This is a genomic window from Bradyrhizobium sp. ISRA464 (assembly GCF_029910095.1).
GTDB lineage: Bacteria > Pseudomonadota > Alphaproteobacteria > Rhizobiales > Xanthobacteraceae > Bradyrhizobium.
Genome location: NZ_CP094526.1, coordinates 3,293,860 through 3,316,192 on the forward strand (window position 1 = coordinate 3,293,860; position 22,333 = coordinate 3,316,192).

Genomic DNA, 22,333 nt, shown 5'->3' on the forward strand with positions numbered 1-22,333 from the left:
TCAACGGATCTGTTGCGTCTGGGCGCAAGCTATCCGGCGACAGTGTCGATCGAAATGGCGTATTTCCCGCAAAAACGGACACGCCGATGCCGGCGGCCGAGTCTGTGTCGACGCGTCGCCCGGATGAGCGCCAGCGGCATCCGGGGACGGCTTTCCCGCATGTCGCTCCGCTCATGCGGGCTACAGGCTGTCTCAGGATCGGCGGCGCGGGTCAGTAGACGAGATTCGTGCCCGGTGGCTGCTCGAGCGCCGCTGCGAGCGAGCGATACTCCGCGCAATCGGTACCGCAGATTTCGGCGATACGGCGCAGATGGTATTCCGCCTGGTCGCGGTTGCCCTGTTCGATCTGCCAGAGGCCGTAGTAATTCCACGTCAGCACGTGGTTCGGATCGGCCTTCAGCGCGCGTTCGTACCAGACCTGCGACTGCTTGTAGTCGCCGAGCTTGCGATAGGAGTAGCCGATCAGATTGGCGACGTTCGGATGATCGTCATGACCGAGCGCATGGAGTTGATCGATCGCGGCGGCATAGTCGTTGCGTTCGTAGATCGTCGCATAGGCGGCGCGGTAGCCCTCGCGAAATGCCGGATCCTCGAAGCCGGATTGCTTGGTGGGTTTCTTGGTGTGCGTGGTCTTCTTGCCCTCTTGCTGCGGATAGGCCGGCGCCGTCGCCGGCGTGTCGTAGTGCGATCCGTAGGGATCTCCACCTCCGCCGCCGCCACCACCGCCTCCACCTCCGGCCGCCATGGTTGCCTGCGGCGGGAAGAGGGTGAGCGGCACTGTCAGGAATGCCGCTAGCGTTGCGAGCTTCATCGGTGACTTGATCATGCACACCTCCCGAGGACAGTCGTTGACCTGAAGCAACAACTCCAGGTGACAGGTGACATTCCCTGTTCGCTACAAAAAAATGTTGCGGCAACGAATCCGGCAACCGCACTGTCCTTCCGATGCAGGCGCGCTGCCGCGCGCTGCGCACGCCGTGTCACGGTCGCTGCAGGGTGCAGTCAGAAACCAACATTCGTGTTAGCTGCGGGGCGTGATGGAGTGCGGCTGCTGCCTTGCGCAAGGCGACGGCAACCTGCCGCGTTCCTGCCTTCCCGCATATGGCCGAGCATCATTCGACGGAATGGCTTGCGTATCCGTGGCAGGGCGCTCGCCGGGAGCGGCGAGGCCACGGGTCATGCCGTCGGCGCGTGATATTCGGTTGCGACGGTTTCGTCGGTCGAAGCGGCGCCCAGCGAGGTGAGGAGCAGAGTGAGGACAACCGTCAGACCCAGGTTGACGATGACCGCGTAAAGCGCCGCATAGCCCGGAAAGGTGAAGGTGCCGATCGCGAGCGCGTAGGTCGGCGCAAGTTTTGCTGCGATGAACATCGCGGTCCCAGTGGCGATTCCGCCGGCCCAACCGATCAGCAATGCCCAATCGTTGAACCAGCGGGTATAGACGCCCAGCATCACGGAGGGTAGCGTCTGGATGATCCAGATGCCACCGAGGAGTTGCAGGTAAATCGCAAACTTGGAAGGCAGGAAGATGATGAAGGCGAGCGCGCCGAACTTGACGATCAGCGATACCCACTTCGCCATCTGCGCTTCCTGCCTGTCGGTCGGCTGTCGATTGATGAACTCGCGATGAATGTTGCGTGTGTAGAGGTTGGCCGCAGCAATCGACATGATCGCTGCCGGGACGAGCGCTCCGATCCCGACGGCCGCGAAAGCGATCCCCACGAACCACGACGGGAAGCTATGGAGGAACAGGGCCGGCACTGCAAAGTTGTTGCCGAATTGCTTGAAGCCCGCGGCGTACTCGGGAAGCGTGCTGACGCCTGCCGCGATCGCGAAGAAGCCGATGAGCGCAAGCAGACCGAGCATGAACGAATAGCCCGGCAGTAATGCCGCGTTGCGACGGATGGCGCGACCGCTGCTTGCGGCGAGGATCCCGGTGATGGAGTGCGGATACAGGAAGAGCGCAAGCGCCGATCCAAGCGCCAGTGTCGCATAAGCTCCATATGCGCCGGTAGTGTTGTCGCCTGGGACAGCCAGCAGCAGCTTCGAGGCCGGCACGGCCGCAAAGATCTTCTCGAAGCCTCCCAACTGTATCGGAACGATGACGATCGCGGCGAACGCCGTCAGATAGATGAGGAGGTCCTTGACAATGGCGATCGAGGCGGGGGCTCGCAGCCCGCTCGAGTAGGTGAAGGCCGCGAGAATGATGAATGCGATGACGAGCGGCAGATCGCCGGCATAACCGGTTCCGGAAATGCCCAAGCCTCCGATCACGACCTGCAGCCCGACGAGTTGCAGCGCGATGTACGGCATCGTCGCGACGATGCCGGTCACCGCGACTGCCAGCGCAAGCCAGCGGTTGCCGAAGCGCCCACGCACGAAGTCGCCGGCGGTGATGTAATTGTGCTTGTGACAGACGTACCAAAGCCGCGGAAAGGCGAGGAAGAGAATGGGGTAGGCGACGATCGTGTAAGGGACCGCGAAAAACGCAATTGCACCGGCCCCGAAGGCGAGCGCCGGAACGGCAATGAACGTGTAGGCCGTGTAGAGGTCGCCGCCGATCAGGAACCAGGTGACGACGGTGCCAAAGCGACGTCCTCCGAGCCCCCATTCATGCAAGAGATCGAGGTCGCCTTTGCGCCAATGGGCTGCGGCAAAGCCCAACCAGGTAATGAAGGCAAACAGCGCCAGGAAAATGATCAAGGCGGTCCAGTTAACACTCTGCACGACACCCTCCCGGTTAGCCCTCCGCGTTTCCTCGTCGCTTTCTCCTCATCTCGGCAGTCCGGCCCGGCGTTGCTTCGGCGCTAGTCCTCGGTTGCAAAGTAGACAATTGCGGTCAGGACGGCTCCGATGATGATCCAAAGCAGCTGGTACCAGTAGAAGAACGGCATGCCGATCAAGGATGGCTCGGCCCTGTTGTAGAAGGGCGGCCAGAGCACTGCGATGAATTGAATGAGAAGGAGCAGGTACCACGGGCTCCATCCTGTACGTCGGATAAGTTGATTCATGTTTCCTCCTCGGAGGAAGCCGGACTCTTGCTGACATTGCGCTCGCCGGCGCGATCGCTGCGCGGATCGAAAATTCGCTGGCGGCCCGGTGGTCGATCACCAATGTCGTCGCCTGATCCGGCGAGCGACGGGGCTCGTCCAGGTTGCTGCGAGCCGATCAACTCTCTTGCAGCATCCACGAGCCGGAAAGCGATCCACTGCGGCACGCCACGCAATTCAGTATATCACTCTCTCGCGAAAGCTCGCTTCCCAATCCACGCAATTTTGCCAATGAGAACCGGTAGAACCTAGCCCCAGGTTCGTTCGCAAGTGCAGCATTGTCCTGCATGTTGTGGACGGTACGTTGCCGCACTCACGCACTCATATGGGTTCTGGCCTGCCGGTTGACGGCACCATCGGCGGAGAACGGAAACGAGGCCATGAGCAAGGTTGACCTCTCCGACATCTATCGAGACTACATTGCCTGCCTCAACCGACAGGACTGGTCGCTGTTGGGACAGTTCGTGGACGATGACGTGTGCCACAACGGCCGGCGGATCGGCTTGTCAGGCTACCGCGAGATGTTGGAAGGGGACTTTCGCGACATCCCGGACCTACATTTCAACATCGAGCTGCTGATTGCCGATGCGACGTACGTTGCGAGCCGTCTGACCTTCGATTGTTCGTCGAAGGAAAAGTTTCTCGGCCTCGTATCAATGGAAAGCGCGTCGGCTTTGCCGAGAACGTGTTCTATGAATTCCGGGACGGCAAGATCGTGCAGGTCTGGTCGGTGATCGACAAGGCCGCGATCGAGGCCCAGCTTTAGGGCGTGTACTCATGAGCGCCGCGTCCGCTTAACCCTCAAAAGGCGACATGGACGGCGATCGGAATGCACGTTCGCCTTGGGCCAGAACGAGACGTGGGCAGAGCAGCCTTGTTGCTGCAAGCTGCGATTTGATCGACTGTCGGTGTCCTCGCGGGATCTGGCACCAACCGGGCCAATGCGGGACTTGGTCGACCAGTGATGGGCCGTTCCGCACGCGATACCCGTTCAACTCGAACACGATCGTGCGCGACGGCTTGCGAGCGAAATGATTGCCGAAGACTACGGCAGCTTCCGCTTGGTTAAACCTCGCTCACCTATCTTGCACCGGTCTCCAATGCGGTCTTCACCAGGCCGCACATACCTGATCGTCGCCCGGTGGTATCCTCCGCCAAAAGCAACTCCTATTCGACTGGGCAAGCCCCGCTGAATGAGACTTTATGCGTACATCGATCGCGCCAGCTGTTTGGAACACGGTCCGCGAAAGAACCGTTAATTGAAGGGGCCGAGCCTGCTCGATCGGGCGCAGCAGAGGAGCACGCGCCATGCCCCAATATCCACACAGCTACCGCGAAGCTGCCGACATATCGCTCACGCGACGGAGTCTCATGAGAGCCGGCATCGGAGCAAGCGTTGCCGGCTTTTTCCTGCCTTATGCGACCTCTCCGGCCTGGGCCAAGGACTACCCTGCGCTTGGCACCTTCCCGGCCGGGACGAACGGCAGCAGCATTTTTGTCGGCTGCCTTGTGCCGCTGACTGGTCCCTATTCCGCATCCGGAAAGGACATGCGACTTGGCTTTGAGCTTGCGGTCGAACATCTGAACAACGGCAGCCGCGTGACTGAACAGATCCCGACACTGAAGAAGGGCAAGGGCGTGCTCGGCAAGAAGATCGAATTCCAGGTCGCCGACGCCGAAACAAAGCCGGACCCGGCGGTCCAGGCCGCCACGCGCTACGTTCGCGAAAACAAGGCCATCATGCTGACCGGAGCCGTGAGCAGCGCGGTGGCTGTCGCTCTCGAGGAGCTCGGGCAGCGCGAGCACACGATCGTCATGATCGGCAACAGCAGTTCCAACGACACTACGGGCAAGGATTGCCAGAGATACGGTTTCCGCTCGCAGGATTCTGCCTACATGGCCTCGAAGGCGTTGGCGCCAGTGCTGGCCAAGGAACTGGGCAAGGACCGCAAGGCTGGTTACCTGGTCCCGGATTACACCTTTGGCCACACCATCTTTGCCTCGATGAAGCAGTTCACGGAAGCCCAGGGCTGGAAGACATCGATCGAACAACTCGCGCCGCTCGGTACGACCGATTTCAGCTCCTACCTGCTGAACATCGCCAATAGCGGCGCCGATGTCTTCGTCAACCTGGCATTTGGCGCGGATGCTGTCGCCTCGACCAAGCAGGCACAGCAGTTCGGTATCCTACCCAGAATGAAATATGTGGTGCCCGATATTTCGCAGTTTCAGGCCAAGGAGCTGGGTGCCGAGATCATGGGCGGCTCCTATGGCTCGCAGCCGTGGTGGTGGACGGAGCAGGACACTTATCCCTTGGCAAAATTCTTTGTCGAGGATTTCGAGAAGAAGAACCACTACAAGCCTCGCTGGGGCGCAAGCGAAGTCTATCTGCAGATGCTCGTCTGGGCCGATGCCGTCGAGCGTGCGGGCACGTTCTATCCCATCGAGGTGATCAAGGCGCTGGAGAGCGGGCAGAAGGTGAACTCGATCTATGGCGAGGTGTATTACCGCGCCGGCGACCATCAAATGGTTCGGCCGGTCCCGATCATGATCGGCAAGAAGCCGAACGAGATGAAGGGACCGGAAGATTATTATCGCATCGTCGATCTCGTTCCCGGCGAACAGGTCCTGCCGCCGTTGAACGAGACCGGGTGTCACTTGCAGCCCTACGAAACCTAGCTACGGGCGTCTACAAGCCGCCCGCCGCACTCCGGATGTTGATCAAAGAGCGTCATCTGATGCCGACGCTACCGCAATTTCTGTCGCAGGCTTTCAACGGCATAGCGCTGGGAAGCCTGCTGGCGCTGATTGCGTGCGGGCTGACGATCATTCTCGGCACGCTCGGCGTTCTCAATTTCGCCCACGGCGCGATGTTCATGTTCGGCGCCTATGTGGCTTTCATCGTGCTCGGCCACCTCGATTCATTTGCGGCTGCCCTGGTGCTCGGCGCGTTGTCCCTTCTTGCTTTCGGTTTCGCACTCGAGCGTGGATTGATCCGGCTCTACTATGATCGGCCGCATGAGGATCAGATCCTCGTCACGTTCGGGCTGGCCATCATGATGATCGAAGCAGTCCACTACGTGTTCGGCGGCGAGAGCCAGCGGGTGCCTGTTCCGTCCTGGGGACAGGGCATCGTGAACCTCCACTTCTTCTATTATCCGCTCTATCGCGTGGAAGCGATCGGCATCGCCGGATTGATCCTGCTCGGATTTTATCTGTTGTTGTATCGCACCCGGATCGGCCTCGTGGTGCGCGCCGGGATCGAGGATCCACTCATGGTGGAGCTCTTGGGTACCCACGTGCGCCGCGCTTTCATGGCGGTGTTTTCAATTGGCGCCATGGCCGCGGGAATCGCGGGCGTTATCTATGCACCGCTCGCCGCGATCATCCCGAATATGGGTGAACAATTCCTGGTCCAATGCTTCGTGGTCGTCGTGATCGGGGGACTTGGCTCGTTTCCGGGCGCCATTGTCGGCGGCCTGGTTGTCGGCGAGATCCTCTCCCTGACGACGCTGTTCAATCCGGCCTATGCGCAAGCGGCGATCTATGCCGTGATGACACTGGTGCTGATCGTGAGACCGCGCGGGCTGTTCGGCACCATGGGACGCGCGTGATGGATGTGCGGCGACGATTGCATCGCTGGCTGCCCGAACTGCTTATGGCACTCGCGCTGGTGGCGCTGCCGTTTCTATGCAGTGCCTTGCTCGGCTCGGTGGATCTCCTGACTCGCATCCTGATTTGGGGAATTTTCGGACTGGGCTTCGACCTGCTGTTCGGTTTCACCGGACTTCTGTCCTTCGGCCAGGCGGCTTTCTATGGCTGCGGAGGATTTGTGACAGCCTATCTTTTGACGAGCGGTGATATCCGCAACGGTTGGCTTGCGATCGCGGCTGGTGTCGCCGTTGCGGCGGCGTTCAGCGTCATTGTCGGACTTCTGGCGCTGCGCCGTGTCGGAATCTACTTCGCGATGATCACGCTGGCGTTCGGCGAGCTGGCCTATTTCCTGGAAAATTCGCCGCTGGCCCGATGGACCGGTGGCGAGAATGGATTGCCGGGCGTGCCGGCCCCGCGCCTGCAAGTTGGCCAATTCGCTTACAGCTTCTCTGGCTCCTGGGCGAGCTACGAGCTCATCGCGGCATTCTTCTTCGTCGGTTTCGTGTTTGCTCGGTTCGTCGTGAGATCGCCGGTGGGCGCCGTGCTGACCGCCATTCGCCAGAATCCGCTGCGGACCGCGGCGCTCGGTCATAATGTCCATGCTTACAAGCTTTCAGTTTTCGTGCTAGCCGCGATTTTTGCAGGCTGCAGCGGCGCGTTGCTTGGCATATTCCAGGGTTATATGCCGCCAAATGCTTTCGAGCTGGAAACCTCTGGTCAGCTCGTGATTCAGACCGTCATAGGGGGCGCGGGGACGCTGATTGGCCCAACGATCGGCGCGGCAATCTGGTTGATCTTGCGCCAGCTCCTGCAACAGGTGCCGGCAATCGGCGATCTCTGGTTGTTCATTCTGGGATTGGTGTTCGTTGTGTTGGTCACTCTGCTGCCGAAAGGGATTGTCGGTGCCGCAGCCCGCCTCGGATTGAGTCTTCGCTTGGTCAGGCCGGAGCCCGTGGTCGCAAGTGCGGTCCCGGGCGAGAAAGCGGCTGCAGGTCAGGCGCTCCTTGCCCCGTTGCCCACGGCCGGCGCGCGCGCTGGCAAGCCTGCTGAGCTGGCGCTCGAGGTCCGCAATGTCAGCAAAGCCTATGGCGGCATTCATGCCGTCGAGGGAGTTTCGCTCGAGCTGCCCGCCGGTCGATTCCACGCCATCATTGGCCCCAATGGCGCGGGCAAAAGCACATTCCTCAGGCTGCTCAACTGCGAGGAAAGACCGGACTCGGGCCGCATTCTCCTGAATGGAATCGATGTCACGACAGCAGGCGTTACCCAAGCCCATCAACATGGGCTGGCAAAGAGCTTCCAGATCAACCAGCTGTTCCCGCAGCTTACGGTACGGCAGAACCTGCGCATTGGCGCGCTCAGTCACGTGCGCGGCGCATTGCGGCTCGACGTCTTTCGTGCCGCAGATGGTTTCGACAAAATCGAATTGATGATGTCCGCCTTGCTCGAACGTCTGGGCCTCACTGCGAGCGCTGACGTCCGCGTTAGTTCGCTTGCCTACGGCGAAAAGCGTCGGCTCGAGCTCGGGCTTGCGTTGGCATCCCGCCCCTCGGTGCTGCTGCTCGACGAGCCGCTTGCAGGTTTGAGTCCCGGCGAGCGTGAGGGGATCAAGCATCTGATCCAAGACCTGCGCAGAGGACGCACGATCGTCCTCGTCGAGCACGACATGGATGCGGTTTTCGAGCTCGCGGAGCGCATCACGGTGTTGCACGAGGGACGCAAGCTCGCTGAAGGCACACCGCAGGAAATTTCCGGTGATCGGCGAGTGAGAGAAGCCTATCTCGGAGGAATTGCTGCCTGAGAACGATCGGAATGAACATGATCGAGGTGGAGCGGATCAACAGCTATTATGGAGATTCTCACGTTCTGTTCGACGTATCAATGGACGTGCGCGGACAGGAAGTCGTTGCGTTGCTTGGCCGCAATGGTGCCGGCAAGAGCACAACGCTCAAGACGCTCGCTGGCGTGCTCCATCCGCGCTCCGGCACGATACGGTTCGAAGGTGAATCCATCGAACTGTTGCCCACTCACCGGATTGCGAGCCTAGGGCTGCAACTCGTTCCGGAAGAGCGGCGGATCTTCGGCGGATTGACTGTGGAGGAGAATCTTGAACTTGCTACTCTATCGGCGGCGCAGCGTTTGCCGCTCGCCGACATTTTCGTGATGTTCCCGCGCTTGCGCGAGCGGCGGAGCAGTTACGGCCGGTCGCTTTCCGGCGGTGAGCAGCAGATGCTCGCGATCGCCCGCGCCCTGATCCGGCGCCCCCGGCTCTTGCTGCTGGACGAGCCATTCGAGGGGCTGGCTGTCACTATCGTGCAGGGCCTGCTCGAGGTATGCCGCGAGCTGGTGGCCCAAGGACAGACGATCGTGATCGTCGAACAGAACGTGCGTGCGGCACTCAGTCTCGCCCGCCGGGCCTATGTGCTTGACAAGGGCAGGATCGTTTTCGGGGGATCGGCCGAGGAACTGCAAGCTTCGCCGGACGTGATGGATCGCTACCTCGGCGTCTGAGTCAGCGCCGGTGCGGTTGTTGGCGCATACCCGTCCCCAGAGACGGCCGGGTCCGAGTGGGGTCAAAGGACTAAACCGCTCGCGCGGTAGGGCGCTGGGGCTGGCGACGCAGCCAAGACGATAGCGCGACGGGGCGTCCTGTTTTGAGATGAGGGGTTCGCAACCTTCACTCAAAACAGGAGCATCCCCAATGACCAAGCAGGCCATCAGTCCGTTGCGCCAGCGCATGATCGAAGACATGGCGATCCGCAAGTTCGCGCCCAAGACCCAACACGACTACGTGCAAAGGGTCAAGGACTTCGCGGTATTCCTCGGCCGCTCGCCCGACCTGGCCCAGTCGGAGGACGTGCGCGGCTTTCGGCTGCATCTGGCGTCGAACGGCGCCGGCGCGCCAAAGATCAACGCCACCGTCTCGGCGCTGCGGTTCTTCTTCAATGTGACGCTCGATCGGCCCGAGCTTGCCAAGCACCTGTCGTTCATGCACGAGCCACGCAAGGTTCCGGTTGTTCTCAGCCCGGAAGAGGTTGCGCGCTTTCTGGAGGCGGCGCCGAGCATCAAATACAAGGCGGCGCTCAGTGTCGCTTACGGTGCAGGGTTGCGTGTCTCTGAGGTCGTCGCGTTGAAGGTATCCGACATCGATTCCGAACGCATGATGCTGCGCGTCGAGCAGGGCAAAGGCCGCAAGGATCGCCACGCGATGCTTTCCCCTGTGCTGCTCGAACTTCTGCGCGATTGGTACCGCATTTCCCGCCCGCAGGGCTGGCTGTTTCCGGGACTGAAGCCGGCCAGCCCGATGACGACGCGCCAGCTCACGCGCGCCTGCCACGCGGCGGCCCACATGGCCGAGATCGCCAAGCGGGTGACGCCGCACACCCTGCGCCACAGCTTCGCGACCCACCTGCTCGAGCAGAACATTGATATTCGGGTGATCCAGGTCCTGTTGGGCCACGCCAAGCTCGAGACCACGGCGCTCTATACCCGCGTCGCCACCAACACCATCCGCGAGGTCATGAGCCCGCTGGATCACCTCACCCCGCTCCGCGCCAAGCGAGACGAGCCGCCTGCCTGACGCGCAGGCCGCGCATGTCGCGCCCGGCTTTGGAGGTTGCGGATATCTTCCGCAGCCATGGCCTAGCATGGCGTCAAGCCCATGCCGGTCATATCAGCCTCGACCAGATGAAGGTGATGTCGGCGATCGAGCGCTGCCGCACGGCGGCCCTCGGGGGCCACGTCGCGCGCTGCGCGGACTGCGCTTATACCACGATCGCCTACAACTCCTGCCGCAACCGGCACTGCCCGAAGTGCCAGGGCGCCGCCGCGAAGGACTGGCTTGCCGACCGCGAGGCCGAGCTGTTGCCGGTGCCGTACTATCACGTCGTGTTCACGCTGCCGGCGGCCATCGCCGACATCGCCTACCAGAACAAGGCCGTGGTCTACGATCTGCTGTTCAAGGTCTCGGCCGAGACCATGCTGACGATCGCCGCCGATCCGAAGCATCTGGGTGGGCGGATCGGCGTCACCTCCGTGCTGCACACCTGGGGTTCGGCGCTGACCCATCACCCCCACGTGCACATGATCGTGCCGGGCGGCGGCATCTCGTCCGACGGCCAGCGCTGGGTGTCGTGCCGGCCGGGCTTCTTCCTGTCCGTGCGCGTGCTCTCCCGCCTGTTCCGGCGACTGTTCCTGGAGAAGCTTGTCGCCGCCCACCAAGCCGGCCGCCTCAGCTTCTTCGGCGACCACGCCCATCTCGCCGAGGCGCAATCCTTCGCGACTCATCTCGCCCCGCTGCGCACGGCCGAGTGGGTCGTCTATTCAAAGCGGCCGTTCGGCGGCCCTGAGGCGGTGCCGGCCTATCTGTCGCGCTACACCCATCGCGTGGCCATCGCCAACAGCCGATTGATCGCCTGCGACGAGGGCGGCGTCACCTTCAAGTGGAAGGACTACCGCATCGAGGGCCGCGATCGATACAAGCAGATGACGCTCGCCACAGATGAGTTCATCCGCCGCTTCCTCATCCACGTGCTGCCAAAAGGCTTGCATCGCATCCGCCACTACGGCCTGTTCGCCAAAGGCGCTTGTGCCGCCAACGTCGCACGCGCCCGTGAGCTGCTCGCCGCTGCAAAACCTGAAGGCCAGCCTACCGCCGATCCCAGCAAGCCGAGCTGTCCATGCTGTGGCGGCTGCATGATCGTCATCGAGGTTTTCGCGCGCGGTGCAACGCCGCGGCATCGGCCGACAGCTCCAATGAACCGCATCAGGATCGACACCTCATGATCACGTCTCAATCCTGCAAATCTGCTCGTCGTGCCCGCTGGCTCTCGACCGGCCACGGCAGAGCGCGCTCAGATTTCCCCCAGCCGTCGCAAATCGACGGACAAATTATGGAGTTCGATGCCACCCGTGGCCCGTTCGTCAGCCGCTCAACCGTCGAACAACCCGCTGCATCGGCTCGATTCAAATCAGCCATCTCGCCCGCGGCGCTCAAATCCCCATAGTCCCGGCCGCACAGCCTTACGTTCCCTTACCCGCGGTTTCCTCCCTTGGAGGCTTTCGGACGCCGGCCGCCGAATGCGCGGCGCTGTCCCTCAAACGGCCGGCATCCGAAACCCTTCACAGATTTGCTGACATGCTGGTGGTGCCGAGCGCTAGTGCTTCGAAAAAAAGGCCTGCAGAGCTTGATCGTAATCGGTGATCATACCGTTTGAACCCTAGTGCGCCTGGCCAGACACATCTAAACACGATCTCGGGTGAGGTTGCCGCATCAGAATAGGACGCCGCGCACGCCGCTAAGCCTGCCCAATAGCGGTATCGGAGAGGCGCAGTTCGATGTTCTTCCTCCTGAGAGGAAGGGCTTTTTTTTACCAGAGATTGGCCGGATTATTGTTGCTCAATCTCGTGAGGGAGGCCTGTCATGCCACTGACCGAAGGCGACGTCCTGGATACACTGAGCGACCCGGTAACGCTCGGCATCGAGTTCTACGTGGATAAGATTCACATTAAAGGCGAATACTTGACGACAGTTCGCGATCACATTCGCGCCGGTAATATCTTGGTTAAGGGCGGCACCAAGGATCTCGCTTTCTACGATCAAACGACGGATGTTCTGTTGACACAGAAGAAGTCACCGCCCGCGAATGACAGCGATCGGGCGCTGCTGCTGCATGAATGCGTCCACGCCATGATCGACGTCTATGATCCTGATGGCACCGTTACGCGTCACATGGGTGAATTGGCGGCCTATCTCACTCAAACGACCTATAGCGTTCGCAAGAATCCGTCGGCTAACCGCAACGGCACAGCCCCCTGGGACAAGTTCTGGGGCGACATGTTCGCCACGGTGCGCGCCAACGGGCTCGACACCAGCGCGGGCAACGGCGTCAAGATCCCGTCGGCGACGCTCGAAAATTTGCGCCGGCAACTCGCTGCCTTGCCCTCTGTAAACTACGGAAATTTCAGCAAAGAGGCGACCGGCGTATCAGATGGGCTGATCCGCATGAACGTATTTCTGACGACGACCGATGAACCCGTGTCCACGCGATCATCGAGCGTTTCCTACGAATCTTATCCAGATCCGAGCGATAACTATTTGATCCGCACCTTAATGGAAGCCTACGCGAGCACCGATGTGAGAGGCTATGGCGGGCGCCTTCGCCAGCTCCGTCGGGATTTTCTCTTTTGTTCGCTGTCTCGCGCCCATGAGCTGCGGAGGCGGCTCTCGGTGCGGAAGCGGGGAGACCGGCTCTCCGAATTGTTTCACGATCGCCTGTCGCGTGGCGGCCGCGGAATTCTTCTGCGTGTTCTTGCGTTGCGAAGCTGACAGCGCCTAGGACGAGCCAGGAGCAGCACTCGTGAGAGGAATAACGCAACAGAGACTGCACGAACTCTCGGCGAATTGGCGCATCATATAAACAGACCAGATTTGGTTCATGGATTTTGCGGCCGCTTCCGCAATGGGTCACGAGCGTCGCCCGCTCCAATAGACAGTGGCGTGTCGATTTCTGCTATTCCCCGTTAGCGACCGAGGTCGTGTGGCAGTGCAGTATGACGCGAAGGGCCAGAAGCTGACTCGAGCCGCCTTATTCGTCATCGCCGGGGACTTTCAGCGCCGGCAGTATTTCGAGCGCGATCGCTCTGCGCCAGGATCGGACCAAGATCAGCTCTGATGCCGCCCGCGCAGTACCGAGACGGCCTCGGCGATGCTCTGGCGCAACAGAACGGTCAGCGTATGGCAGTCAAAGACGGCTGCCCCCGTCACTTCGGCATCCCGGCCTTCCGCAAGCCTTCGAGGAACTGTTCTCGATGTTCCGTGCATCCAAAGGGGCGGTTGAGGCGCTCGTCGTTCGTGGTCAATGCGGGCATGCGCCGCAACAACTGATCCAGCGCAGCCCGCGCTGGATCTACTCGACCCAACTGACCATTCGCGGCAGCTAGTACGGCGTAGATGTCGGGAAATTCCGGATTGGCTTCGGCTGTGTCGCTAGCGAATTCGATCGCCTCTTGGTATCGCTGCGTCAACAAAGCCGCCCAGCCCTTGCACAATGTCCAAATGACTAGCAGGGGATCGCGCGGGCTGAGTCGGATTGCCTCGTCGAGGTGCGGCAGAGCGGCATCGTAGTCGCCGCTGAAACCGAAGCTTACGCCGAGATATCCACGTGCGAACACCGAGTTGGGATCGAGATCGAGGGCGCGCCGCAGCCGGCGTCGGGCTTCTCCGTGCCGACCCGAGAACAGATCGTAAATGGCTAGTGCGGTGTGGGCGGCCGCATCGCCGTCATCAATGGCGACCGCCTTGCGCCCGGCTTCGCCGAGTCGCGCATGCGACTTGGCGGGTCCGTCCCCCCATCCAAAGACGGCCTCGAAATGGCAGGCAAAGGCGAGATCGCTAAGCGCCATCGAATTGGCCGGATCAAGCGCTATGGCTTGGACGAGCAGGCGTCTTGCCTCCGCCAGATCATCCTGGGTGAAGCGGCGGATGTGCCAGTGCGCGCGCATGATGTGGTCCCACGCATCGAGTTGGCTCGGATCCTTGCGCTGCGCATGCTGCATCTCGGCCGAGATGATGCCGGGCGCGATAGCGCCGGTGATGTTCCGCGCGATCTCGTCTTGGACGACAAACACATCGGCCAATTCGCGGTCGTAGCGATCCGCCCAGAGGTGATGGCCGCTCGCCGCATCGATCAGCTGGGCCGTGATGCGCACCCGATTGCCAACCCGGCGAACACTGCCTTCGAGCACGTAGCGGACGCCGAGTTCGCGGCCGACCTGACGCACGTCGACGGATTTGCCCTTGTACGTGAACGACGAGTTGCGGGCGATGACGAACAACCAATGCGCCTTGGATAGTGCCGTGATGACGTCTTCGGCGATGCCATCGGCGAAGAACTCTTGCTCGTTATCACCGCTCATGTTTTCGAACGACAGCACGGCGATGGAGGGTTTGTCCGGCAAAGCCAGCGCCGATTCCGAAGACCGAGGTACCGTCCGGTCTTGGCTGAAATTGAGCAGTAGACGATAGACGTGTATGGGTTGGACGATGTTCTTGAGGGCTTGCTCGCCCAGATCCTCGACCTCGAAAGCGATCTTGCCGCGCGCGTGATTGAGGACAGTTTGCGATATGCAGATGCAGCCCGGCTCGGCTAACCCCTCCAGTCGCGCCGCAATATTCACGCCGTCGCCATAGAGGTCGCGCCCCTCAATGATCACATCGCCAAGGTTGATCCCGATGCGGAACTCGATGCGCCTCTCCCGAGGGACATCGGCATTGCGTTCTCGCATGCCCTGCTGAACCTCGATCGAGCAGCATACCGCATCGACGACGCTCGGAAACTCAATGAGGATGCCATCACCCGTCGTTTTCACGACGCGACCGCGATGTTGCCTGGTCTTGGGGTCGATCAGATCTCGGCGGTATTGTTTGAGGCGGGCCAGCGTGCCGGCCTCATCCGCCCCCATCAACCGGCTATACCCGGCAATGTCGGCGGCAAATATGGCGGCGAGCTTGCGCTTGACCTGATCGGAAGCCATTCGGGTTTCCCTCCCGGGGGACACCCTCTGCGGATACCGCAGACAAAAAATATATCACATCTGCCCACGTTTGGCAGGAAAGTTCAGCGGCCGTTGCCTTGCTCCGGCTGCGGACCGGCGATTGAGCGACCCTGGATCAAGAGGTTCGGCCTTCTCTCCAAGACGCTCGCACTCGAGACAAAGCCGAGCTGTGCTCAATCGGCACCTGTCACACTCTGGCAATCGAATGCCCGGTTTGGGTCATGTCCTACTGTCAGGTAGTGATCGGCCTCACTCTGCTCTTCAGCCAGCAGCAGACATCGGACAAACCGCTTGGCGCGTTTCGTGCCAAGCGCGGCCATCCAGCCGGTTTACCGAAGCGGTCGGCAAACGGCCAAAAAGGAATCGCTTGGCCAACGTCGAGGGGCCGTGCGACGAACTCAAATCGCAATCCAGCTACTTGTAGGCGACCGCAGCGCTCGACGGGCCCGTCAGCGGGATGATCTTGAAGTCCCGGAATCCGACCTCACGAGACCAGCCCGCAAAATCGGATCCCGAGTAATCAAAGGCGTCGCCAAATTCGATCAGCATATTGAGAGACATCATCAGGCCGAATACATTCTCGCGTCTTGCATCGTCGATGAGCGCCTCAATAACCACAAATGCACCGCCCGGGGGCAAGGCATCATACGCCTTCCGAATGAGCAATTTCTTCTTCTCAAGGTTCCAGTCGTGCAGGATCATCCCCATGGTGATGACGTCGGCCTTGGGTAATGGATCGGCGAAGAAGTCGCCACCGACAGCCGTTACCCGGTCGGTCAGGCCGGCCTGCTGAATTTTGCGTGTGGCTATCGGCACGACTTTGGGGAGATCGAAGTTGGTGCAACGCATTGCGGATTTGCTGCAGCGACCATGCAGGAAAGCTGCCCGGTGGCGCCACCGACATCGCAAAGGGTCTTAAACTTGGAGAAATCGAATTTCCGGGCAAACTCCTTGAAGTTTCCGGCCGAAATCCCCGACATGGCGTTCATGAACTGCTCGAGGCGTGCGGGGTCCGCGTAAAGCTTCGTGAACATCGGCTCTCCGGAGTGCTTGGTTTCGTTTTGCGGCATGCCCGTCTTGAGAGCCTCGGTGAGATCCGCCCAGAATCGGTACAGACGAGCATTCGCCATCTCAAGGATGCCGCCGATGTAGCCAGGGCTGGTTCGGTCCAGAAAAAAGGCGCTCTCGGGCGTATTCGCGTAGCGTGCCTCGGGACCGTCGCCGTCACGTTGGAGAAACTTGAGAGCTACCAGCGCGTCCGGGAGGTCCGGTATGGCGCGCGGATGGAGTTGCAATGCCGCGGCGATCTCCTTGCCCGTCATCGGCTGCCTCGCAAGCGTGGTGAACAGTTCCAGCTCGACGGCTGAAAGCAGCGTCTTCGACGCAAAGAATCCCATCCCGACTTGCATGATATGTGACGGATCCAGCCCCGACATGATTACCTCCTGTTGTCGCGCCATGGGTCTATGGCTCATTTGGCGCCAAGGTGTAACACATTTGAACGCTTCAGGAGTCCGGTCCGGGGTCACGAGCGTCGCCCTCTGGAATAGACGTCGGCCTGTCGATTTGCGCTATGCCCCGTTAGCAACCAAGATCGTGTGGCGCTGCAATATGTCGCGAAGGGCCTACACAACATGCGACATCAGCCCGAGTGGCCATCTTGGCGGGGTCTGTAGTACAAGGAGCAGGAAGAGGTTCCAATGCTATGGAGCAAGACCGACCATCTCGGGTTGATCGCAGGTTGTCGGCGATATTGGCCGCTGACGTGGCTGGCTATTCCCGGCTTATGCATACCGACGAAGAGCCTACGCATGCCAAATTGGCCGCGCTCCTAGCGGACGCTGTCAACCCGGCAATTGCCGAACATGGCGGCCGCATCGTGAAGAATACCGGCGACGGGTTTTTGGCAGAATTTTTGAGCGCGGTCCAAGCGGTTCGGGCTGCTGTGCAGTTTCAGGCCCGCATCAGGGAACTTACAATCGGCGACGTCGACGGCAGGCGTATTGCTTTCCGCGTAGGCGTTAACATTGGCGACGTCATCGTCGAGCCCCACGACATCTTTGGAGATGGTGTCAACCAAGCGGCAAGGCTGGAGAGCATTGCAGAGCCCGGCGGAATATGCATCTCGGCTTCTGTCTACGAACATGTCCGAGGTAAGGTCGACGCTGAGTTCGTCAATATGGGTGAGCAAAGTCTCAAGAACATCGCCCACCCCGTACGGGCGTATGCCATGGTCCGGGATGGAATTAACTTAGGTTCACAGACTGGGCGGCGGGCGCCGTTTTCGCCGCCTCGTCTTTCCATCGTTGTGTTGCCCTTCGCCGACCTCAGCAGTGATCCCGAGCAAGCCTACTTCGTCGATGGCATAACAGAAAGCCTAACCACGGACTTGTCGCAGATTGAAGGCGCTTTCGTCATCGGGCGGCACACTGCATTCACCTATAAGGGCAAACCTGTCGATCTCAAGCAGCTCGGTTGCGAATTGAACGTACGCTATGTGCTGGAAGGGACGGTCCAGCGCAGCGGTGACCGACTCCGCATCAACGTTCAGCTCGTTGACGCGGGAACCGGCGGGCACTTGTGGGCCGATCGTTTTGACAAACCCGTTGGCGATTTGTTTGATATGCAAGACGAGATCGTAGCACGGCTGGCTAACACACTAAATGCCAAGCTCATTGAGGCTGAGGCCCGGCGAGCGGAAAACACGCTTCATCCCGACGCTATGGATTTGTTTTTCCAAGGCCGCCATTCGTTCAACAAGGGGGTCACGTCTAAATCCCTGACACAAGCTCGTCTTTTTTTTGAACGCGCATTGGCGATCGACCCTGAAAACGTCGACGCAACAGTCTGGATGGCGGCCGTCGATGTGACATTTTCATCGACCTTCTTGACTGACGACCTATCTCTGCATTTGGCAGCGGCAGAGAAGATACTGCTAAAGGCGCTGTCCCGTGCACCGAACCATTCCTGGGCCCACTTGCTCCTAGGTGTCGTCCTAATGCATACGAACCGCGCAGATCAAGGTTTGGCTGAGTGTGAGAGAGCGTTGGCATTGGATCGCAATCTGGCTGATGCGCACGCGATGATTGGTCTGGCTAAATTTCTCATGGGGTGCGGCGCAGAGACCGAGGCCCACGTCGACCAAGCATTGCGCCTCTCTCCTCGTGACATCTGTGTCTACCGATGGCTATCCCCGGTCGGATTTTCCAAGTTGCAGATCGGAGCAGACGCCGAAGCAGTCAGTTGGTTCCTTCGCGGTATCGAAGCCAATCGAAATTATCCCCTCGTACATTTTGGACTTGCTGCTGCGCTCGCGCTACTCGGGAAGCTGCACGAGGCGCACGCCGCCGCAAAAGCGGGGCAAACGCTTGATCCCACGTTTACTATTCGTCGCTTGAAAGGCCTTTCAGTAGGTAACAGTGCGACATTCTTCGACGGAAGCAGGCGCATCCTGAATGGGATGCGCCTGGCTGGGGTACCGGAGAGGTGATGTCGGAGATGGGTCACACAAGCCGACATGGCTTACGTGCCAATGTCGCCCAGCTTTGCGCCAGGGCATCGGCAAATCACAAGCTTGGTAGATGAATCAAAGTCCTGGGTTCAACCTTCTAGGCTAGGCTTGTCTCTACTTTCCTGGCGGTACGCTTCACGGCGCCGGCCGCTTTCTTGGCCGCGCGCTTTGAAGCTTCTGCCGCACGCTTTACGGCGCCGGCCGCTTTCTTGGCCGCACGCTTTACGGCTCCAGTTGCAGCTCCAGCCGAGTACTTGGCCGCACGCTTTACGGCGCCGGCCGAACGACGCGCCTTCTTCGGCGGATAGCGCACGAGGCGCCGGACTTGCTTGCGGCCTCGGGCGGTCTGCTTTTTCGCCTTTTTCGCCATTGCTGATCCTCCTACTTTAAGGATAATGCGAAGTCGCGCAGCGAGGTTCCTAAACTCGGAACAAACAGCAAGCGCGCGTGTCAATATGCGTTCTTATCAGAAGCCAGCCGAGGACCGGTTGGGGTCCATTAGCGGACATGCCCGCCGGTAACTCTACTCAATCCGGCGCGCGAAGTCGGTAGCCGATACCGGTCTCGGTAAGGACGTATTCGGGACGCTCTGGATCAGCTTCGATCTTTTGTCTTAACTGACGAACATAGACGCGAAGGTATTGCGCATCCGTACTTTGATCCCACAGCTCGCCGAGCAGGAACTTGTGTGTCAGCACCTTGCCGGCGTGCTGCACCAGGAGCCGCAACAGATCGTACTCCTTCGGCGAAAGCTTCACCTCGGCATCGCGCACTTTGACAATGCGCCGGACCAGATCGATGGAGAGATCGCCGACCCGAAAGACCGGGCGCTCGCCCTGCACCTGCAGCCGGTGACGGAGTGCTGCCCGCGTGCGCGCGAGCAGCTCATTCATTCCGAACGGCTTGGTGACATAATCGTCGGCGCCGCCATCCAGCGCCTCGACCTTGCCGGTTTCATCGCCGCGGCTCGATAGCACGACGATGGCGACTTGCTCGTTCTGGGCTCGCAGCATCCTGAGCAGGTCGAGCCCCTGCATGTCGGGCAGGCCAAGATCGAGAATGATGAGGTCCGGGGACTGAGACAGCAGCTCCAACGCGGCTTTCCCGTTCGGGGCTTCAAGAATGTCATAGCCCTGGGTGACCAATCCCATCCGGAGCAGTTTCCGGATCGGCGGCTCGTCGTCGATGACCAGAACCTTCAGCGCCCCGGTGCTCATGCGACTTCGCCCATGCGCGGCGGTGCTGCCGGGATCGGCAGGCGGATGGTGAAAACAGCACCGCTGCGGTCGCTGCGATTTGCCGCCGAAATCGTGCCGTGCATCGCCTCGATAAACCCGCGGGAGATCGCAAGCCCAAGTCCCGTGCCGGCGCGGACCCGGTCGCCCTTTCGTACCCGGTAGAACTTCTCGAAGATTTGGCCGAGCTCGGAGGCGGGAATGCCGTCGCCTTCATCCATGACCTGCAGCGAGATCATCTCGCCAGACTCTCGTCTGCTTCGGATGGTGATCGCGGTGCCGGAGGGTGCATATTTCGAGGCATTGTCGAGAATGTTGAACAGCACCTGCTCGAACAGCACGGCGTCCAGTTCAAGCATCGGCAGATCGCCGGCCAAATCGAGCTCGATTCGGTGTGGTCGCAGGATCTTTCCGGCACGGCGAAGCACGCTGCCGACGATTTCATGCAGATCGTGGCGGGCGGTGTTCGGGGTGATTGCTCCCGATTCCAGCCTCGTCATGTCGAGCAGATTGGCGATGAAGCGGTTCAGCCGCTCCGATTCATCGATGATCGTCGCGAGAAGTTCGTCCTTCTGATCCTGGTTCAGCTTGCTTGCCAGATCGCGCAGAGTTCCGGCTGCACCGAGCACCGCGGCCAGCGGGGTCTTGAGGTCGTGCGATATCGAGGTGAGCAGCGCCGAGCGCAGGCGTTCAGTCTCGAGGGTGCGTCTTACCCGCTCCATGTCCTCGACGAGATAGACGCGCTCGATGGCGAGCGCGCTCTGGTCGATCAGGGCTTCGAGTAGACGCCGCTCGCCCGCGGTCGGCAGTGGATCCTCCCTGTCGCTGTCGATGCCGACTACGCCGATGACGCCACGGCCAGTCCGCATCGGCAGGAACAAACGTTTCGCTTCGGCCCGAACGCCGGAGCCGTGCCCTGCCGGAACATCCTGTTGCCACGCCCATTGCGCGGCGGCGAGATCGGCTTCTTCCAGCTGGTCTTCCGGCGGATACCCCGCCTTGACCGCGATGGTGCCGTTCTCCGGCAGCAGAAGCACTACCCTCACGTTCAACATCAAGGCGGTCTGGTGCGCTATGGCCCAGAGGACGTCATCGAGCGTACCGGTGCCGGCCAGCTTGCGGCTGAATGCGTAGAGCAACTCCGTCGTGCGCGCTCGCCCCATCGCGGCAACCGCCTCTACCCGGGCTCGGGCAGCGACATTCGAGACGATGACCGCAACGACCGTAAACACGACCACCGCGACAATGTTCGCGGGGTCATCAATGGCGAGGGTGAAATAGGGCGCGGTGAAAAAGAAGTTGTAGCAGAGCGAGGACAAGGCGGTTGCAAACAAGGAGGGCCAAAGCCCGAACCTCGCCGCAATGGCCACGATGGCGGTCAGGAAGATGAGGCTGATGTTCTCCTGGCCGATCCATGGCCAAAGCAGGAAGCCGATGCCGACCGCGCATGTCACGGCCACAGCCGCAAGACCAAGCGCGCGCCAATCGGGACGAACGAGTGAATCCGATAGCGTCCAATCGCCAACGCCGCCGAAGAGAAGCCTCTCCCGTGTTGAAGCACTGTCTTCCCGCGAGTCTTTGGCGCCCTTCGGCATCGGCGTGTGCCCGTTCGAGTTCGCATGTCGGCGAGCCCAGTTCGCCATGCGATGACACAATCAATTCCTGCGATCAAGGCGCCGGCTGGTCACTTATATCGCGAACGTTAATTCCTATGAGATTCCTATGCCGCGAGTTCTAGGTCGCTCTGGTTTCCCTATGGCGTTTGCACCCATTTTCCGGGCGCGGTCGCATGTGGCGATCGTTTTTCCAAGGGTGAACGGTGTTACCCGGTGGATGCGATGACGGAACGTTTGGATCGGCTAGTCGACGAGCTTCGCCTGACGCCGGGGCTCACGCCGCACCTGATCTCCAGGGTCGTCACGGATGCCTGCACGCGGTTGCCAAGCATGGCGCGGGCGGGCAGGGCCGCGCGCCTGGACCGGCTGGTGCACGCAGAATCCTGGATCGACGCGGTGCTCGCACTGATCGAGTTGGAGCTTCCGATGTGGCGTCCTTGCCGGCTGATCTACGACGGCGGCGAATGGGTGTGTTCGCTGTCCCGTCATCCCGAGGTTCCCTTCGAATTCGACGACACAGCTGACGGGCGGCATGAAGTGCAGGCGATTGCAATCCTGCTGTCCTTCGTCGAGGCGAAGCGGCTTCTCACGACAACTGAACAAGCCAGCGCATCGTCCGTGCCGCAGGTCGCACCCAGCGCGGCCGCATACACGTTCTGCTGCGACAATTTTGGATGAAGAACCCGAACGCGTGCCGGGCCCCGGCGCGCA

The 22,333-nt window shown here is 60.7% G+C and carries 18 protein-coding genes and 2 pseudogenes; 10 read left to right on the plus strand and 10 right to left on the minus strand.

All coding sequences use genetic code 11. The features are described 5' to 3' along the window. Positions 1-211: 211 nt before the first annotated feature. From MTX19_RS15310 to MTX19_RS15325, 4 genes are all read right to left on the minus strand, one after another. Positions 212-826, minus strand: a complete 615-nt coding sequence (locus tag MTX19_RS15310) for a tetratricopeptide repeat protein (RefSeq protein ID WP_280984294.1) — start codon at positions 824-826, stop codon at positions 212-214. Between the two features lie 350 nt (positions 827-1,176). Further along, on the minus strand, positions 1,177-2,727 hold the full coding sequence (locus MTX19_RS15315) for a sodium:solute symporter (protein ID WP_280984295.1): 1,551 nt from the start codon (positions 2,725-2,727) through the stop codon (positions 1,177-1,179). Between the two features lie 80 nt (positions 2,728-2,807). After that, positions 2,808-3,011 (minus strand): DUF3311 domain-containing protein, encoded by a 204-nt coding sequence (locus tag MTX19_RS15320; RefSeq protein ID WP_280984296.1) that lies wholly within the window; start codon positions 3,009-3,011, stop codon positions 2,808-2,810. Beyond that, on the minus strand, positions 3,008-3,226 hold the full coding sequence (locus MTX19_RS15325; RefSeq protein ID WP_280984297.1) for a hypothetical protein: 219 nt from the start codon (positions 3,224-3,226) through the stop codon (positions 3,008-3,010). The genes MTX19_RS15320 and MTX19_RS15325 overlap by 4 nt, the downstream gene beginning before the upstream one ends. A 204-nt stretch (positions 3,227-3,430) precedes the next feature. Here MTX19_RS15325 and MTX19_RS15330 point away from each other — a divergent pair. From MTX19_RS15330 to MTX19_RS15365, 8 genes and pseudogenes are all read left to right on the plus strand, one after another. Then, positions 3,431-3,816: pseudogene (locus MTX19_RS15330) on the plus strand (ester cyclase). Between the two features lie 605 nt (positions 3,817-4,421). Then, complete coding sequence (locus MTX19_RS15335; protein ID WP_280984298.1) at positions 4,422-5,729, plus strand: ABC transporter substrate-binding protein; 1,308 nt, start codon at positions 4,422-4,424, stop codon at positions 5,727-5,729. A gap of 59 nt (positions 5,730-5,788) precedes the next feature. Further along, positions 5,789-6,664, plus strand: a complete 876-nt coding sequence (locus tag MTX19_RS15340; RefSeq protein WP_280984299.1) for a branched-chain amino acid ABC transporter permease — start codon at positions 5,789-5,791, stop codon at positions 6,662-6,664. Beyond that, on the plus strand, positions 6,664-8,505 hold the full coding sequence (locus MTX19_RS15345) for a branched-chain amino acid ABC transporter ATP-binding protein/permease (RefSeq protein ID WP_280984300.1): 1,842 nt from the start codon (positions 6,664-6,666) through the stop codon (positions 8,503-8,505). The genes MTX19_RS15340 and MTX19_RS15345 overlap by 1 nt, the downstream gene beginning before the upstream one ends. A gap of 11 nt (positions 8,506-8,516) precedes the next feature. Then, entirely contained in the window at positions 8,517-9,215 is a 699-nt protein-coding gene (locus MTX19_RS15350; protein ID WP_280984301.1) for an ABC transporter ATP-binding protein, read from the plus strand. A 190-nt stretch (positions 9,216-9,405) separates the two neighbouring features. Continuing rightward, entirely contained in the window at positions 9,406-10,284 is an 879-nt protein-coding gene (locus MTX19_RS15355; RefSeq protein WP_280979743.1) for a tyrosine-type recombinase/integrase, read from the plus strand. Positions 10,285-10,298: 14 nt separating this feature from the next. Beyond that, positions 10,299-11,489 (plus strand): IS91 family transposase, encoded by a 1,191-nt coding sequence (locus MTX19_RS15360; RefSeq protein WP_280979744.1) that lies wholly within the window; start codon positions 10,299-10,301, stop codon positions 11,487-11,489. A 637-nt stretch (positions 11,490-12,126) separates the two neighbouring features. Further along, a complete protein-coding gene (locus MTX19_RS15365) occupies positions 12,127-13,032 on the plus strand; it encodes a hypothetical protein (RefSeq protein WP_280984302.1) in 906 nt (301 codons plus the stop codon). Positions 13,033-13,466: 434 nt separating this feature from the next. On the opposite strand, the gene MTX19_RS15370 is transcribed toward MTX19_RS15365, so the two are convergent. The 3 genes from MTX19_RS15370 to MTX19_RS39260 all read right to left on the minus strand — a co-directional run bounded on the left by MTX19_RS15370 (position 13,467) and on the right by MTX19_RS39260 (position 16,696). Then, positions 13,467-15,239, minus strand: a complete 1,773-nt coding sequence (locus MTX19_RS15370; protein ID WP_280984303.1) for a tetratricopeptide repeat protein — start codon at positions 15,237-15,239, stop codon at positions 13,467-13,469. Positions 15,240-15,674: 435 nt separating this feature from the next. Continuing rightward, positions 15,675-16,109 carry a methyltransferase gene (locus MTX19_RS39255; RefSeq protein WP_348638293.1) on the minus strand — a complete coding sequence of 145 codons (435 nt, stop codon included), beginning with the start codon at positions 16,107-16,109 and terminating at the stop codon, positions 15,675-15,677. Beyond that, entirely contained in the window at positions 16,067-16,696 is a 630-nt protein-coding gene (locus MTX19_RS39260) for a methyltransferase dimerization domain-containing protein (RefSeq protein WP_348638294.1), read from the minus strand. Before MTX19_RS39260 ends, MTX19_RS39255 begins: the two co-directional genes overlap by 43 nt. Positions 16,697-16,965: 269 nt before the next feature. Here MTX19_RS39260 and MTX19_RS15380 point away from each other — a divergent pair, with 269 nt between their 5' ends. Then, complete coding sequence (locus MTX19_RS15380) at positions 16,966-18,750, plus strand: adenylate/guanylate cyclase domain-containing protein (protein WP_280986047.1); 1,785 nt, start codon at positions 16,966-16,968, stop codon at positions 18,748-18,750. A gap of 118 nt (positions 18,751-18,868) precedes the next feature. Here the strand turns inward: MTX19_RS15380 and MTX19_RS15385 are convergent, their stop codons facing one another. From MTX19_RS15385 to MTX19_RS15395, 3 genes and pseudogenes are all read right to left on the minus strand, one after another. Next, a complete protein-coding gene (locus tag MTX19_RS15385) occupies positions 18,869-19,141 on the minus strand; it encodes a hypothetical protein (RefSeq protein ID WP_280977249.1) in 273 nt (90 codons plus the stop codon). Between the two features lie 157 nt (positions 19,142-19,298). Beyond that, entirely contained in the window at positions 19,299-19,988 is a 690-nt protein-coding gene (locus tag MTX19_RS15390) for a response regulator transcription factor (RefSeq protein WP_280984304.1), read from the minus strand. Then, a pseudogene (locus tag MTX19_RS15395) lies at positions 19,985-21,475 on the minus strand (DUF4118 domain-containing protein); the annotation flags it as partial. The pseudogene MTX19_RS15395 and the gene MTX19_RS15390, both read right to left, overlap by 4 nt. Before the next feature lie 360 nt (positions 21,476-21,835). Here MTX19_RS15395 and MTX19_RS15400 point away from each other — a divergent pair. Further along, positions 21,836-22,300, plus strand: a complete 465-nt coding sequence (locus MTX19_RS15400; protein ID WP_280984305.1) for a hypothetical protein — start codon at positions 21,836-21,838, stop codon at positions 22,298-22,300. Positions 22,301-22,333 lie beyond the last annotated feature (33 nt).

Bases quoted from the DNA above. Each gene is read 5' to 3' on its own strand.
- MTX19_RS15310 (WP_280984294.1), bottom strand. From the start codon at position 826: ATGATCAAGTCACCGATGAAGCTCGCAACGCTAGCGGCATTCCTGACA.
- MTX19_RS15320 (WP_280984296.1), bottom strand. From the start codon at position 3,011: ATGAATCAACTTATCCGACGTACAGGATGGAGCCCGTGGTACCTGCTC.
- MTX19_RS15335 (WP_280984298.1), top strand. From the start codon at position 4,422: ATGAGAGCCGGCATCGGAGCAAGCGTTGCCGGCTTTTTCCTGCCTTAT.
- MTX19_RS15340 (WP_280984299.1), top strand. From the start codon at position 5,789: ATGCCGACGCTACCGCAATTTCTGTCGCAGGCTTTCAACGGCATAGCG.
- MTX19_RS15345 (WP_280984300.1), top strand. From the start codon at position 6,664: ATGGATGTGCGGCGACGATTGCATCGCTGGCTGCCCGAACTGCTTATG.
- MTX19_RS15350 (WP_280984301.1), top strand. From the start codon at position 8,517: ATGAACATGATCGAGGTGGAGCGGATCAACAGCTATTATGGAGATTCT.
- MTX19_RS15355 (WP_280979743.1), top strand. From the start codon at position 9,406: ATGACCAAGCAGGCCATCAGTCCGTTGCGCCAGCGCATGATCGAAGAC.
- MTX19_RS15360 (WP_280979744.1), top strand. From the start codon at position 10,299: ATGTCGCGCCCGGCTTTGGAGGTTGCGGATATCTTCCGCAGCCATGGC.
- MTX19_RS15365 (WP_280984302.1), top strand. From the start codon at position 12,127: ATGCCACTGACCGAAGGCGACGTCCTGGATACACTGAGCGACCCGGTA.
- MTX19_RS15370 (WP_280984303.1), bottom strand. From the start codon at position 15,239: ATGGCTTCCGATCAGGTCAAGCGCAAGCTCGCCGCCATATTTGCCGCC.
- MTX19_RS39255 (WP_348638293.1), bottom strand. From the start codon at position 16,109: ATGCGTTGCACCAACTTCGATCTCCCCAAAGTCGTGCCGATAGCCACA.
- MTX19_RS39260 (WP_348638294.1), bottom strand. From the start codon at position 16,696: ATGTCGGGGCTGGATCCGTCACATATCATGCAAGTCGGGATGGGATTC.
- MTX19_RS15380 (WP_280986047.1), top strand. From the start codon at position 16,966: ATGGAGCAAGACCGACCATCTCGGGTTGATCGCAGGTTGTCGGCGATA.
- MTX19_RS15385 (WP_280977249.1), bottom strand. From the start codon at position 19,141: ATGGCGAAAAAGGCGAAAAAGCAGACCGCCCGAGGCCGCAAGCAAGTC.
- MTX19_RS15390 (WP_280984304.1), bottom strand. From the start codon at position 19,988: ATGAGCACCGGGGCGCTGAAGGTTCTGGTCATCGACGACGAGCCGCCG.